Here is a 12,308-nt window from a genome sequence, read left to right as displayed (position 1 = left end):
GTGGCTGATGACCGTCCGGTCGGCGATGTCGTCGACGAGCTCGCGACGCTGAAGAAGGTCGTCGAGGACATGCGGACAACGCTGATGGCGCGCACGTCGCGGCGCCCGACCGGGGACATCGAGCCGACGATCCGGACGTCGGCGAAACCGGACACGCTGCTGCTGCAGGGTCAGTCGGTGTCCCGCGCGGCCTATCCGGTGCTGTGGCAGTGGGTGCAGGACCAGGGGCTTGTCGCGGCCGGGTTGTTCACGGTGGGGGATGGTTCGACGACGTTCGGGGTGCCGGACTACCGGGGTCGGGTGGTGCGTGGCACCCCGACGGGGGAGGCGGTGGGGTTGCTGTCGGGGGCGGACACGAAGGCGATCGCCACCACGAACCTGCCGTCCCACACCCACGGCCTGAACGGTGACGGCAACCACGGCCACTCGTTCTCCACCGACGGGGCAGGCACCCACGGCGGCCACAACTCGGGTTCGTTCGGTGTCGCCGGCGGCACGGCTGGCGCAGTGTCGTCGAACGGCAACACCTCTGACGGCTTCCACTCCCACACCGGTGGCACCACGAACGTGGCGGATCACAACCACGGCGGCGTCACCACCGCGACGGGTTCGGGTACGGCGTTCGATGTGCGCCAGGCCAGCATCAACGTGAACTGGCTGATCTACGTCTGAGCTGCACGACGAGGGGGGAGCAGTGGGTGAGCGATGTTGCGGCCCTGGTCACCGCGATCAGTGGCGCGATCGTGGCGATCCTGTCCGCTGTGGGCGGGCTCGTCGTGACGCTGCGCCGGGTGTCGCCGAAGGAAAGGGCTGACGCCGTGGCCAACGCGACCGACACCGCGCAGGACGAGCGCATCGCGGAGCTGCGGGAGCAGCTGCGGGCGCTGACCGAGCAGCAGGACGGCGAGGAGGGCTGATGGAGACGTCCCACATGCGGCGGCACCGCAGGCTGCCGCGCCCTGCGGTGCGGGCCCGGGACGGGTTCGGGCATCGGGTGCTGATCGCGCTGGTGGCGTTGACGCTGCTCGGTGTGCTGGCGCTGGCATGGGGGTTCGCGGCGCAGCTGCAGCGCGGGGAGTCGCAGGATCAGCGGCTGTCGGCGCAGGGTGACGCGATCCGGTCGCTGTTGTCGTCGTCGTCGGCGCTGGCGGATCAAGTGCGGTCGTTGGGGGCGGTGCCGGTGGTGACGCCGGCGGAGATCGCGGGACCGGCGGGTGCGGTGGGACCGGCGGGATCTCCGGGCGCGGATTCGACGGTGCCCGGTCCTGCGGGTCCTACTGGTGCGGATTCGACGGTGCCGGGCCCGGCCGGTCCTGCAGGGCAGGACGGTCAGGACGGGCAGGACGGCGCGGATGGGGCGCCGGGGGCGACGGGCCCGGCAGGTCCGGCGGGTCCGCCACCGGCGGGGTTCACGTTCGTCGACAACCGCGGCCGCACGCAGACGTGCACCCGGGACGCCGGGTCCCCGGACGACGCGGCCACCTACACGTGCACGACGTCGGACACCCCGGCGGCCATGCGGATGTTCTTCCCGACCTGAGACGAGGCGCCATGTGCCGCTGCGGGCACCCCGAGGACGCACACGAGCACTACCGGCCCGGCTGCGACTGCAGCCGCTGCGACTGCACCGGATACCGGGCGGTGCCGCCGTGGAGCCCGCGGGCGTGGCTACACCTGCACCGCGAGAACGTGCGGCTGCGTCAGGTCGTCGACGAGTTCGCCGCCGTCGAGCGGGCGCTGCGCCTGCAGCTGCGGGTGGCCCGCGCCGAACGCGACGCCCACACCGGCCCCATCCCACGCATCCCCGGCCAGCGACGACGATCAGGAGGCTGACCGATGGGCACCGTCGAAACCCTCGCCCTGTGGGGAGTGCTCCGCGCCCCCGAAGTCGCCGAGCTCGCCGACGCGGCCGGGCTCCCCCTCGCCGCCGCCGCAGCACTGCTCGAGCAGGAGTCCGGCGGCGGCCGCAACGTGTGGGGGTCGGACGCCGTGCCCACCGGGGGCGCCTACGTCAAGGGCGCCGAGGTCACCGAGCAGACCTACCGGGCCTACCGGCGCGCCCTCGCCGCAGGCACCGCCGGACAGCAGGGCGTCGGGCCGGTGCAGCTCACCGCCGTCGGCTACCAGGACGCCGCCGACGCGCTCGGCGGCTGCTGGCTGCCGCGCTGCTCGACGACCGTCGGGTTCCGGCTGCTCGCCGGCTACATGCGCCGCTGGGACCTCCCGCGGGCGTTCCGCGCCTACAACGGCGGAGCGGGCACCGTCACCGACCCGGCCCGCTACCCGTCCCCGGCCGCGCACTCCTACGAGCAGCAGGCGATGGGCAAGTACGCGCGCTGGGCCGACCGGCTCGGCGCAGGCTCGACGAGCACGGCCCCGGCCGTGACGGAGGTGGACGACATGCAGCCCGACGAACGCGCAGCACTGCTCGAGGTCCGCGACGGGCTGCGCGCAGCCGGCATCGGGAAGGGTCGGCTCCCGGGCCGGTCCGCCGGGCAGGCGCAGGTCGTCGACGACGCGTTCGGCTGGGTGCTCACCGGGGCGGGCCGCGCCGACGACGCCGCCCGCGGGGTCGACGCCCTGCGTGCGCAGGTCACGGCGCTGGTCGGGGCGCAGGCGTCCGCGCCGATCGACTACCAGAAGCTCGCCGCGGTGCTGCTCCCGCAGCTCGTCGCCGCCCTCGCCGGCCGCTAGACCCCCACCCCTCACAGGTCAGGAGATCCACGAATGAGCGTCGCCAAGTCCATCGTCCAGCTCGTCATGACCGTGCTCGCCGCGGTCGTCCCCGCGCTCGTCGCCGGGCCCCTCGACGCCGCGGCATGGATCAACGTCGTCATCCTCGCCGCGGGCGTCGTCACCGTGTACTCGGCGGCCAACATTCCCGGCTTCGACTACGCGAAGCTGATCGTGTCCGCGGTCGCCGCGGTGGCGGTGGTGCTGGCGTCGTCGCTGTCGGGTGGCATCGACACCGCCGACATCATCCAGATGGTGCTGGCCGCGGCGGCCGCGCTCGGTGTGGGCGCCATCCCGAACGGAAACCGGGTGACCGCGTGACCGTGCACCACCCGCCCCGTGTCGCCGTCGTGGCCCTCGTGGCGCTGGTAGTGGGGGGCTGTACCGGCCTGCAGGCCCCGATGAGTGGCCCGGAGGTCACGACGACCCCGGCGGTGGCCTTCCAGCCGGTCCCCCTCGGCCCCGCGGTCGTACCGGACTACGCACGGACCGCGTTCGGGCCCGCCTGGGCCGACGTCGACCAGAACGGTTGCGACACCCGCAACGACATGCTGGCGCGCGACCTGACCGGCGAGCAGTTCCGGCCCGGCACGCACGACTGCGTGGTGATCTCGGGCCAGCTGGCCGACCCCTACTCCGGCACCGTCGTCCAGTTCGTCAAGGAGCGGGCGAACGAGGTGCAGATCGACCACGTGGTGCCGCTGTCGTGGGCCTGGCGCCACGGCGCTTACTCCTGGACGGCTCAGCACCGGCTGGAGTTCGCGAACGACCCGGAGAACCTGCAGGCCACGCTGGGGCGGCTGAACGCGGCGAAGGGCGACTCGGGGCCCGACGAGTGGCTCCCCCCGGCCCAGGCGTACACCTGCGCCTACCTCGATCGCTGGGTGGCGGTCCGCACGAAGTACCAGCTCGATCCCCCCGCTCAGCCCGCGGCCGCGGCGGCGAGCGACTGCGGCCGCACCCCGCCGCCCGCCTGAACGCTCCCCGGCACGCGAACGCCCCCCGCTCCTCGTGAGCGGGGGGCGCTTCGTCGTGCCCGGGCTACTTCGCCTTCGCCCGCCCGAACGGCGTACCGAGCGGGCGCCCGTACCGCTTCACGCCCTCCTGGGTGGCCACGTGCCGCGAGTAGCAGTCGCACTCCGTCGCCGGCCTGCCCGTCGCCGTGCACTTCACCACCCCGCCAGCGGCCGGCTCCGGGCCCGCGCTCGGCTTCGGCGGCGAGGGTGTGCGCGGGCTGCCCGTCGACGGCTTCGGCGCCGGCCCCTGCCGCGTCCGCTCCGCCTGCTGGGCCCGCCGGATCGCCAGCGTCCCCAGCCCAGCCATCGCGATCACGAGGTAGTAGAGGGCCGACTCGAGGACCAGGCCCAGCACCAGCGCTACTACGGCGATGACGCCCATCAGGACCTGCAGGAGCACACCCAGCATCGGGTGCTTCCGCAGCGCCTTCCGGGCCCCGCGCCTCGCCCGGCCCGCCATCTTGCCGAGGCCGCGGCCGCTGGCCGTCTTCCGGCGCGGCTTGTGCTTCCCCGTCGCCCACGGCGCCGTCACGCCGGGCCCTCGCCCCAGAGCACCGATTCCACCGCACCCGCCGACGACGACCCACGGGTGTGCGCCCGCCGGTCGTACCGCTCCGTCGTCGCGGAGCTAGCGTGCCCGGCGAACATCCGAACCTCGTGCAAGGGGATCCCCTCGTCGAGCGCCAGCGTGATCGCCGTGTGCCGCAGGTCGTGCGGGCCGATCTTCACGTCGCGGGCGATCGCACCACGGGCGAGCCGAGCCACCACCGAGTAGGCGGTGTGCCGCGTCATCCGGCGCCCGCCCGTCGTCGCGATCAACCAGCCGTTGGGTACCTCCGGCCGCTCGGCGAGGTACCGCTCCACCGTCGCCCACACCGACGGCCTGATCAGCACCGCGCCCTCCATGCCACCCTTGCGGGTCACCTTCAGTACCCGCCGCTCCTCGTCCCACCCCAGATCCGTGACCGCGGCGTTGACGATTTCGCTCACCCGCGCCGCGGTGCCGAGCAGCAGGTGCACCAGCGCGGCCGAACGCAACCCGTCCGCGTCCGCCGCGGCGAGCAGGGCGCGAGCCTCGACGTTGGTCAGGCCGTCGGCGTGCGACTTGTTCTCGACTTTCGGCCGGCGCACGTTCGCCACCGGGTTGTGCTCGACGGGCGCCTCGTCGACGTCGCGCGCGGCGTAGCGGTAGAAGCTCGACAGCGCGGCGAGGTACTTCCCGACCGTCCCTACGGCCAGCCGTCGGCGCAGTTGCGTCCGCCACGCGTCGACGTCGGGGCGCCGCGCGTCCCACACGTCGAGGCCGCGCCGATCGCACCACTCGAACCAGCGGTCGGCGACATGCCCGTAGGCGGTCTTCGTGTGGTCGGACTCCTGCGCGTCCAGCCACCACCCGCGCACCGTCTCTCGGGCGATCCGCTCCACTCGCTCCAACGTTCTCAGTCTCCTAGTTCTGGTGCGTTTCTGTCATCGGGCCCGGGTAGAGGCGTGGTAGAGCCTCGCCAGGTGGTAGAGCTGCTTCTACCGACGCCTCTACCGGTCTGACCTGCGGATACGTCACCAGGTAGAGGCGGTAGAGGCTCTAGGCGTCGTCGTCGCCACCGCGTTTCCGCAGGTCACTGAGGTGCACACCGTTGCGGTTCACTCCCTCTACCTTCACCTGCCGCGGCTCGATGCCAGCCGCTCGAATACGCGCCGACAGCTCGTCCTCGACGAGGTCGACGTACTGCCCGGGCCGCAGCTCACGGAGCCACGGGACCAGCTCGGCCCACTGGGCCTTCCCCCGCTGGCGCTGCCGCATCGCAGCCTCGACGTCCTCGACGATGTCGATGACCACCTCGGCGTCCTCGACCTCGTCGGTGGCGGCCTGCCCGGACAGCAGGCCGCGGGTCGCGCGCATCGCCCGGGCCACCTCGACCAGCTCGTCACACGCCGGCCCGTCCAAGCCGCGAACCGATTGCACGATCGCCGGGTCCTGGCCGTCGCCCTTGTGCCAGGACAGCCCGGCCTCCGACGCCGTGAACAGGTTCGACTTCAGCCCGGCCGCGTACGAGCCGGTGCCGAGGATGACCTCGACCTGCTGGTGGCCCTCGACCCGCAGGCAGAACTTCGTCGAGAAGTTCGAGCGCATCGCCACCGGCACGACGCCATCGGCCGGGTACTGGGTGGCGATCAGCAGCCAGATCCCCGCGGACCGGCCGAGGCGCGAGAGCCGCGTGAAGATCCGGGTGAACTCCTTCGCCATCGTCTTGTCCTCGTTCTGGGTGTACTCCTGCAGCTCGTCGACGATCACCTCGTACGGAGCGAGGTGCGGGTACCGGTCGACCAGCGCGGAGGTGACCTTGTTCTCCGGGTTCTCCTCGCGCGGCAGCGTGCGCAGGAACCGGGCGCGCCGGTCCATCTCGCGCTCCAGCCGCTGCAGCGCCACGAGCTGCTCGGCCATCTCCTCCGCTTGGGCGCCGACGTAGAAGCCGTGAGCGACCGGCATCAGGGGGTCCATGTCGCCGTTGGCCTTGCCGTCGAACACGAGCAGGCGGACGCGCGGGTCCAGGGCGCACGCGACGCCGATCTGGCGGACGTAGAACGACTTCCCGCTGCCGGACTCGCCGCCGATGAGGATGCGCTTGTAGGCGATCTTCAGGGTGATCCAGCGCCCTTCCTGGTCGGTGAACATGGGGATCGACTCGAAGATGTCGACGCGGCGGGTCTCGGCGATGGGCCAGGGCTCCTGCGGCGCGGTCGACATGGGCCGGTCGGACAGGAACAGGACCAAGTGTCCGGGGTGGCGGGGGCCCTGCGACGGCCACACGGTGCCGAGCTCGCGCTTCAGCGCGCCGGCGAGCCCTTCCCGCTTCTCCATCACCGACCCTGCGGTGACAGCCCACGGCAGCTCGAGCTGGAGGTGGTAGCCGCGGCGGGAGCGCCCAACCCCGGGCGCGATGACCCGTGTCTCCTCGCGGACCTTGTCGAGGTTGGCGGGGGTGAGGTCCTTGATGCCGAGTCTGCAGAGCGCGTCGATGACCATGTCGGCGGTGGGGCGCTTGGCCTCGTTGACGTCGACGGCGAGCTGTGGGAGCTCGACGAGGTGCTGGTCCTCCTTGCGTCCGAGCCACCCCAGGCCGACGACCGCGAGCCCGCCGGCGACGATCCACACCCACCCGGGCGGCCGCGGGACGAGCCCCGCCAGGTCAGGCCCGAAGTGCCACGCCACCCACCCCAGCCCGAGCGCGACGGCAGCGCACGCCGCCACCTGGCCGGGTGTCCGGCACACCGGGTAGGCGAGCGCGCCCACGCCTGCGAGCGCGGCGATCCCGAGCAGCCCGGCGAACGCGCCCGGCGCCCACCACGCGAGCGCGGCGAGCACGGCCAGGGCGACGGCGACACCGACCACCCAGCGGCGGGTGGCGAGCCGGGCGACGGTGTTGTCGAGCTGACCCGACGCCTTCGCCCACTCCGGGTGGTCGGCGTCGGCGAGGCGGGCGACGTGGGCGGCGGCGTGGGTGGCGAACAGCCAGTCCCGGGCGAGCCCGACCGCTCTCCGGGCGCCGCGGGGGCTCCACACGACGAGCCGGGCGCCCGCCTTGGGTGCCTGCCGGGTGACGGCGAGCGACCGGGCGACGGCGGGTGTGTCGACGACGGTGACCATGCTGCGGGCGGCGGCCTGGCGGGCGCGCACGACGAGGGTCTGCACGGTGGGCGTCCACTGCTCGACCTCGCCGAGCGGGCGCAGCTCCAGCTCGGCGCCGGTCTCGTCGTCCGAGGCGTCGTCGGGGTTGTGCTTGGCGAGGTCGACGGTCACCCGCTCACCCCGCGGCGGGCGTCGATGAGCTGGCGGGCGGCGTACTCGGTGACGCCCAGCTCGCGGGCGACGGTGCGGCGCCCGGCGCCCTGGGCGAGCAGCTCACCCACCTCCGGGCGGGCGTCACCCGGCCCGGGCGCCACGGCGGGTGTGGGCGCCAGGTGCAGGGCGACGTGGGCGGGCGGCTCTTCGCCCGGTTGGTGTTCCGGCCCGGGCGAATCGCCCACGGCGGGCGCCCGGTCCTCGCCCAGGTGGTGATCGGCGGACGAGGCGGCTCCCAAGCCGCTCGAAAGGTCGTCGTCGCCCGCGTCACCTGCAGAATCGGGGGCTACTTGCAGCTCACTCGCAAGTCCCTCGACCGCTACTTGAGTAGCGGTCGCGCCCGGGCGCCCGACGAGCACAGCGAGGTGGATCGTGCCGCCCACCACCGCCGGCGGGATCGCACCGACGAGCACCGCCACCCACCACGGCGGCACGATCCCGGCCGCGTGCATCCCGAGCTGGGCGGCGTTCCCGATGACCGTGCCGCCGAGCAGGAGCCACGTCTGGGTGCGGGCGAACCGGGCGGCGTCGGTAGGGATGCCGCGCGACAGCCAGCACGCGCACGACACGCCAGCGCCGGCGTCGACCGCGACCGGGAGCAGCCAGGCCAGCTCGACGGGGATGGACACGGCGAGCGCGAGGTCGCGCAGCCCGTGGAAGGACAGCACCGCGGCCGCGGCGAGCACCACGGCGAGACCGAGGAAGCGGACCCACCTCGCGATCGCTGGTCCGCTCACCGGCCGCCCCGCTTGACCCGCACGACGATGGTCTTCTCGCCGCGCGCTTTCGCTGCGGCCGCGCGGTGGTGCCCGTCGGCGACGTAGAGCTTCCCGCCGGACTCGACGACGTACGGGGTACCGCGCTTCCCGCCCTTCGCGTACCGAGCAGCCCGCTTCTCGTCGAGGTAACCGCCCTTGTTGGTCGACTCCAGCTTGTCGACGCGGACCCGCTTCTTCGGGGCGCGCCGCCACTCGGCCTTCGTCCAGCCGCCGCCCTGGCCGACGTCGGGCATGCCGTCGTGGGACTTCGAGAACCAGCCCATCACCGACCACCTCGCCGACGTCCCGGCCGGTGCAGGCTCCCCGGCCCGGGCGTGTCGATGGTCGTCGAGCCGCGGGTGAAGTTGCGGGTGATCGGTCCGACCCGGATGCCCCACGAGGTGAACCCGTTCTGACTGAAGGTCCAGAACAGGGGGCCGAGGCGGACGGTCTTGCGTGCGCGGAATCCCCAGCTCACAGCGGCCACCAGATGGCGATGGGCAGGAGCACGAACCCGCCGACCATGAGCGCGATCTGGACGCGCTCGAACAGCCACGGGGCAGGGCGGGTGCGGGGGACGTCCGGCTTCGGCATGGTCGACTCCTCGTGTGGGCCGTTGTCTTGCGCGGTGCGCAAGGCATAGTCTGCCCACAGTCTTGCGACCCACGCAAGGCGCCAGGTGCCCTAGGCTGCCCGCCGTGGCGGAGCTGACCCCCGAGGTGATGAATGCGCTGGTCCGTCTCATGAAGGACGAAGTCGTGATGACCGATCTGTCCGAGCAGGACATCCTCGACCAGATGCGGTTCGGCCGGTCAGGCCCCGAAATCCTCAAGGCCGCGCAGAAGCTCGTCGGCGAAGGCGCGGCCGAGCTGCACCGCCGCGGTTGGACCTGGCCGCAGATCGCGGCCGAGTTCCCGCCGATCAACCAGTCAAGCGTGCACCGCTGGGCGAAGCCCTACCTGCGCGCCGGCGAGGACGACGACCAGGCCGAGTCGTGAGCAGCTACACGATCAGCGCCGAGGAGATGCAGGCGCTGAAGTTCGCCTCGGCCATGCTCGCCGCGTACGGGGACGAACCGCCCGCTGCGGGCCTGCTCTACCGCCACCGTGACCGCGATGGCGTGCTGCTCTACATCGGCATCAGCGACGTCTACAAGAACCGGGAGCGCCAGAAGTCGCACGCGCGCACCGCGCGCTGGTGGCCCTACGTGGACCGCATCGACTACGAGGAGATGCCCACTCGTCGGGACGCCTCCCGGGCTGAGCCAGTCGCGATCCGGTCCGAGCACCCGGTCTTCAACCGCACAGTGCAGAACGGCACGGACCAGCCGGAGCGGGAGGCTGCCTACCTGGCGTCCGGGCCTGTTGTCGTACCGGGGCCCACGTGGCGTCGGCGCATGCCGCAGATGGCGCGCCGTCGAGCGCGTGCCGTGGCTCTCGACCTCGGTGACTTCTTGATGGAGCAGCACCTCCAGTAGAGGTGTCAGACCGTGTCGACGCAGTACGAGCTGGCCGTCAAGATGATGCTGAGGCGGCTGTACTGGTCGGTGGTCGGGTAGGCCGCCTGCACGGCTTCCTGCACGGCGTCGGCGGTGGCCCCCGTGCGCTTCGCGGTGCAGATCATGTAGGCCAGGTCGCGTGCCGCCGACTCGTTGCCGAGAGCGGGCGCGATGCCCAGCTCGATCAGCTCGGTCTGCATCCGCAGGTCGAGCGTCTGCTGGAAGTCGCTGCCCTTGACGACCCAGGTGTCGACCGGCGGAGCTGGCGGCAGGGAGGCGAGCACGGCCCGCGGTGGAGCGGTTGTAGTCACCGCTGGTGGAGTGGTCGTTGTCACGGCAGGCGCCGGAGCAGCTGCGGGCGTAGCCGCTGAGCATCCGGCAAGCGCGAGCGCAGCGGCGATGACGAGGACGGACGCGACGGCGCGCATGACGACTCCAGTGATGGCGGGCGGCGATCTCCTCGATCGTCGCGCACCGCGCCCGTCCCGTTACGCCCGCCGTGGCCGGTTCATCACTTCTGCTGAGACCCGGTGCAGCGACACCACCCGCGCGCCCGGCTGCCGCGACACCGCGACGAGCCCGTCGGCGACGCACAGCAGCAGCACCAGCGTGCCGCCGTCGACGGCCACCTCGGCGAGCCGGCCGCAGTCCCCCCGCGCGCACCTCATCCGGGCCGTCCGCGGGTCTGGGCGGCCATGGAGGCGAGCCGGTGGATGGCGCACGGCCACGGCTTGGCGCAGGTGCCGGTGCCGCCGGTGGTGCAGGCGCGGCAGTGGCCGGCGTCGTTGGGAATGTGGGCGGTGAGGAGCCGGTCGGCGACGCCGTCCATGGCGGCGACGACGGTGGCGAGGTCGCGCCACTCGATGGGCTGGGTAGGTTCGGACATACGGCGCCTCCGGGGCGTCGAGGCCCGGGCGAGGTGTTCGCAGCACCTGCCCGGGCCGTCTCACGTCAGGCCGGTCGGCCGACGTGTTGCTCGACCAGGCCGACGATGCGGTAGCGCACCATCTCCCGGTCCTCGCGTAGCTCGTCCACGGCCAGGCCCTCGCGCACCCCGGCGGTGATCCGGGCGGTCAGCTCGATCTCGTCGGCGAGGCGCTGGCGCAGCTCGACGACGGCCTCGGACGGCAGGGTCACCGCGTCGATGGTGTCGGTGACGGTCATCGGAACGTCCTCTCGCTCGTGTTCAGTGCATGGTCCGATCGGGTAGCGAGCAGCAGCAGACGGCACCAACCACGACACGAAGAAGGCAGCAACCGCGACACCGGACCGGATCGTCCGCGCCCGTGCCGGACTACGTGCCCACGGGCGAAGCTGCCCGCGCGCTCGGCATGCACATCCGCTCGCTGCAGCGCTGGGTCCGCGCCAACGACATCGAGCCCCACGCCATGACCGCCGGTGGCCACGCCCGCTGGGATGTGGAGCGTCTGCGCCTGGAGCTGATCGAGGTGGCGAAGCGACGCCGCGGCCGGTGACATCACGCCGCCCCCTTCCGGCCGCGCAGCGACGCACTCGCCAGCCGGTCAATCGCGGCCGTTGTCTCCGGTCGGCTCGTCAGCACGTACAGCCGCGTGTTCTGCGGCGACGCATGCCGCATCGCCTCCTGCGTGACCAGCAGGTCCCGGGTCTGCGCGTACATCGCGGTGCCGAAGCGGTGCCGCAGGCAGTGCAGGGTGTAGCTCATCCCGAGCGAGCGCATCAGCTTCCCCGCCTCGCCGGTGCAGTGCGTGGCTCGCAGCGGCCCGCCCTGGGGTGCGCGCCACAGCTGGCCGCGCGCGGTCCCGAGGTGGGCGGCGAGGTATGGCACGACCTGCGCGGGCACGGCCATCGTGTAGGGCTTCTGGCCCTTCCCGATCCCGGCGAGGTACATGCGGCCGTCGTGCTCGGTGATGTCCTCGCGACGGATCTGCGCGATCTCCGCTGAGCGCAGGCCCATGTAGCCGGCGAGCAGCAGCCATGTGCGCAGCGGCTCCTGGGCGACCTCGAGGAGCAGGGCGAGGTCGGACTCGCTGATGGGTCGGGCGGTGCGGGGCGGGATCTTCGGGGAGGGCAGGCGTGCTGAGGGGTCGCCGTCGAGGTGTCCGGCTTCGACGGCCCAGCGGTAGAAGCTCTTGACGTGCGCGGTGTAGGTGCGCACGGAGGACAGGCTGACGGTGAGGGATGCCTGCCAGGTGTCGAGGTGTTGCGCGGTGGCGTCGAGGAGTTCGACGGGGAGTTGTTCGGCGAGGCGCCGGAGGTTCTCGCGTCGGTGGTGGAGTGTGGCGGTGGTGACGCCGGTTCGTCGGGCCCAGTCAGCGTGGATGCGAATTACACGCTTGTCATTGTCGGAGAGTGTTTTGGTGGTCACGGGCTGAATATTCCGTGTGGCGCATCCGTCTGCATTGCGCATTTTAGGCGACCGGTGCAAGGTGGCTGGTCCGATCAGGGTTCGCCCGGTGGGGGACCTCTGCGGCGTCTTGATC

21 protein-coding genes are annotated in these 12,308 nt (G+C 72.4%); 10 read left to right on the top strand and 11 right to left on the bottom strand.

The window, feature by feature from the left end; genetic code table 11:
- The 7 genes from BGP03_RS12910 to BGP03_RS12880 are packed head-to-tail and all read left to right on the top strand — an operon-like array spanning window position 1 to window position 3,710.
- Window positions 1-672 (top strand): tail fiber protein, encoded by a 672-nt coding sequence (locus tag BGP03_RS12910; RefSeq protein ID WP_298799981.1) that lies wholly within the window; start codon window positions 1-3, stop codon window positions 670-672.
- Between the two features lie 26 nt (window positions 673-698).
- On the top strand, window positions 699-917 hold the full coding sequence (locus tag BGP03_RS12905; RefSeq protein WP_298799982.1) for a hypothetical protein: 219 nt from the start codon (window positions 699-701) through the stop codon (window positions 915-917).
- Window positions 917-1,540 carry a hypothetical protein gene (locus BGP03_RS12900; RefSeq protein ID WP_298799983.1) on the top strand — a complete coding sequence of 208 codons (624 nt, stop codon included), beginning with the start codon at window positions 917-919 and terminating at the stop codon, window positions 1,538-1,540. The genes BGP03_RS12905 and BGP03_RS12900 overlap by 1 nt, the downstream gene beginning before the upstream one ends.
- 11 nt (window positions 1,541-1,551) lie before the next feature.
- On the top strand, window positions 1,552-1,833 hold the full coding sequence (locus tag BGP03_RS12895) for a hypothetical protein (protein WP_298799984.1): 282 nt from the start codon (window positions 1,552-1,554) through the stop codon (window positions 1,831-1,833).
- A 3-nt stretch (window positions 1,834-1,836) separates the two neighbouring features.
- Window positions 1,837-2,694, top strand: a complete 858-nt coding sequence (locus BGP03_RS12890; RefSeq protein ID WP_298799985.1) for a hypothetical protein — start codon at window positions 1,837-1,839, stop codon at window positions 2,692-2,694.
- A 33-nt stretch (window positions 2,695-2,727) separates the two neighbouring features.
- A complete protein-coding gene (locus tag BGP03_RS12885; protein WP_298799986.1) occupies window positions 2,728-3,054 on the top strand; it encodes a hypothetical protein in 327 nt (108 codons plus the stop codon).
- Window positions 3,051-3,710 carry an HNH endonuclease family protein gene (locus BGP03_RS12880; protein WP_298799987.1) on the top strand — a complete coding sequence of 220 codons (660 nt, stop codon included), beginning with the start codon at window positions 3,051-3,053 and terminating at the stop codon, window positions 3,708-3,710. The genes BGP03_RS12885 and BGP03_RS12880 overlap by 4 nt, the downstream gene beginning before the upstream one ends.
- A 64-nt stretch (window positions 3,711-3,774) precedes the next feature.
- Here the strand turns inward: BGP03_RS12880 and BGP03_RS12875 are convergent, their stop codons facing one another.
- From BGP03_RS12875 to BGP03_RS12850, 6 genes are all read right to left on the bottom strand, one after another.
- Window positions 3,775-4,281, bottom strand: a complete 507-nt coding sequence (locus BGP03_RS12875; protein ID WP_298799988.1) for a hypothetical protein — start codon at window positions 4,279-4,281, stop codon at window positions 3,775-3,777.
- A complete protein-coding gene (locus tag BGP03_RS12870; protein WP_298800018.1) occupies window positions 4,278-5,174 on the bottom strand; it encodes a tyrosine-type recombinase/integrase in 897 nt (298 codons plus the stop codon). Before BGP03_RS12870 ends, BGP03_RS12875 begins: the two co-directional genes overlap by 4 nt.
- A 157-nt stretch (window positions 5,175-5,331) precedes the next feature.
- Entirely contained in the window at window positions 5,332-7,548 is a 2,217-nt protein-coding gene (locus tag BGP03_RS12865; protein WP_298799989.1) for an FtsK/SpoIIIE domain-containing protein, read from the bottom strand.
- Window positions 7,545-8,327, bottom strand: a complete 783-nt coding sequence (locus BGP03_RS12860) for a DUF2637 domain-containing protein (protein WP_298799990.1) — start codon at window positions 8,325-8,327, stop codon at window positions 7,545-7,547. The genes BGP03_RS12865 and BGP03_RS12860 overlap by 4 nt, the downstream gene beginning before the upstream one ends.
- A complete protein-coding gene (locus BGP03_RS12855) occupies window positions 8,324-8,632 on the bottom strand; it encodes a ParB-like protein (protein ID WP_298799991.1) in 309 nt (102 codons plus the stop codon). Before BGP03_RS12855 ends, BGP03_RS12860 begins: the two co-directional genes overlap by 4 nt.
- Window positions 8,632-8,826, bottom strand: a complete 195-nt coding sequence (locus tag BGP03_RS12850) for a DUF4236 domain-containing protein (protein ID WP_298799992.1) — start codon at window positions 8,824-8,826, stop codon at window positions 8,632-8,634. Before BGP03_RS12850 ends, BGP03_RS12855 begins: the two co-directional genes overlap by 1 nt.
- A gap of 220 nt (window positions 8,827-9,046) precedes the next feature.
- Here BGP03_RS12850 and BGP03_RS12845 point away from each other — a divergent pair, with 220 nt between their 5' ends.
- Window positions 9,047-9,346, top strand: coding sequence for a helix-turn-helix domain-containing protein (locus BGP03_RS12845; RefSeq protein ID WP_298799993.1), 300 nt, complete (start codon window positions 9,047-9,049; stop codon window positions 9,344-9,346).
- Window positions 9,343-9,825 carry a hypothetical protein gene (locus BGP03_RS12840; RefSeq protein ID WP_298799994.1) on the top strand — a complete coding sequence of 161 codons (483 nt, stop codon included), beginning with the start codon at window positions 9,343-9,345 and terminating at the stop codon, window positions 9,823-9,825. The genes BGP03_RS12845 and BGP03_RS12840 overlap by 4 nt, the downstream gene beginning before the upstream one ends.
- 5 nt (window positions 9,826-9,830) lie before the next feature.
- On the opposite strand, the gene BGP03_RS12835 is transcribed toward BGP03_RS12840, so the two are convergent.
- The 4 genes from BGP03_RS12835 to BGP03_RS12820 all read right to left on the bottom strand — a co-directional run bounded on the left by BGP03_RS12835 (window position 9,831) and on the right by BGP03_RS12820 (window position 11,010).
- Window positions 9,831-10,157: a hypothetical protein gene (locus BGP03_RS12835; RefSeq protein WP_298799995.1), complete on the bottom strand. Its 327-nt coding sequence runs from the start codon at window positions 10,155-10,157 to the stop codon at window positions 9,831-9,833.
- 177 nt (window positions 10,158-10,334) lie between these two features.
- Window positions 10,335-10,514 (bottom strand): hypothetical protein, encoded by a 180-nt coding sequence (locus BGP03_RS12830; protein ID WP_298799996.1) that lies wholly within the window; start codon window positions 10,512-10,514, stop codon window positions 10,335-10,337.
- Window positions 10,511-10,732: a hypothetical protein gene (locus tag BGP03_RS12825; RefSeq protein WP_298799997.1), complete on the bottom strand. Its 222-nt coding sequence runs from the start codon at window positions 10,730-10,732 to the stop codon at window positions 10,511-10,513. Before BGP03_RS12825 ends, BGP03_RS12830 begins: the two co-directional genes overlap by 4 nt.
- 65 nt (window positions 10,733-10,797) lie before the next feature.
- Window positions 10,798-11,010, bottom strand: a complete 213-nt coding sequence (locus tag BGP03_RS12820; protein WP_298799998.1) for a hypothetical protein — start codon at window positions 11,008-11,010, stop codon at window positions 10,798-10,800.
- A gap of 122 nt (window positions 11,011-11,132) precedes the next feature.
- On the opposite strand from BGP03_RS12820, the gene BGP03_RS12815 reads away from it, so the two are divergent.
- Window positions 11,133-11,321 (top strand): MerR family transcriptional regulator, encoded by a 189-nt coding sequence (locus BGP03_RS12815; RefSeq protein WP_298799999.1) that lies wholly within the window; start codon window positions 11,133-11,135, stop codon window positions 11,319-11,321.
- Between the two features lie 2 nt (window positions 11,322-11,323).
- Here the strand turns inward: BGP03_RS12815 and BGP03_RS12810 are convergent, their stop codons facing one another.
- Window positions 11,324-12,193, bottom strand: a complete 870-nt coding sequence (locus BGP03_RS12810; RefSeq protein WP_298800000.1) for a site-specific integrase — start codon at window positions 12,191-12,193, stop codon at window positions 11,324-11,326.
- Window positions 12,194-12,308 lie beyond the last annotated feature (115 nt).

This window comes from Pseudonocardia sp. 73-21 (assembly GCF_001899645.1).
Lineage (GTDB): Bacteria > Actinomycetota > Actinomycetes > Mycobacteriales > Pseudonocardiaceae > Pseudonocardia.
This window is presented reverse-complemented; position numbering and strand designations above follow the sequence as displayed.

What these genes read in the sequence shown, in the direction of transcription:
- BGP03_RS12900 (WP_298799983.1), top strand. Translation starts at nt 917, where the DNA reads ATGGAGACGTCCCACATGCGGCGGCACCGCAGGCTGCCGCGCCCTGCG.
- BGP03_RS12895 (WP_298799984.1), top strand. Translation starts at nt 1,552, where the DNA reads ATGTGCCGCTGCGGGCACCCCGAGGACGCACACGAGCACTACCGGCCC.
- BGP03_RS12890 (WP_298799985.1), top strand. Translation starts at nt 1,837, where the DNA reads ATGGGCACCGTCGAAACCCTCGCCCTGTGGGGAGTGCTCCGCGCCCCC.
- BGP03_RS12885 (WP_298799986.1), top strand. Translation starts at nt 2,728, where the DNA reads ATGAGCGTCGCCAAGTCCATCGTCCAGCTCGTCATGACCGTGCTCGCC.
- BGP03_RS12855 (WP_298799991.1), bottom strand. Translation starts at nt 8,632, where the DNA reads ATGGGCTGGTTCTCGAAGTCCCACGACGGCATGCCCGACGTCGGCCAG.
- BGP03_RS12830 (WP_298799996.1), bottom strand. Translation starts at nt 10,514, where the DNA reads ATGAGGTGCGCGCGGGGGGACTGCGGCCGGCTCGCCGAGGTGGCCGTC.
- BGP03_RS12825 (WP_298799997.1), bottom strand. Translation starts at nt 10,732, where the DNA reads ATGTCCGAACCTACCCAGCCCATCGAGTGGCGCGACCTCGCCACCGTC.
- BGP03_RS12820 (WP_298799998.1), bottom strand. Translation starts at nt 11,010, where the DNA reads ATGACCGTCACCGACACCATCGACGCGGTGACCCTGCCGTCCGAGGCC.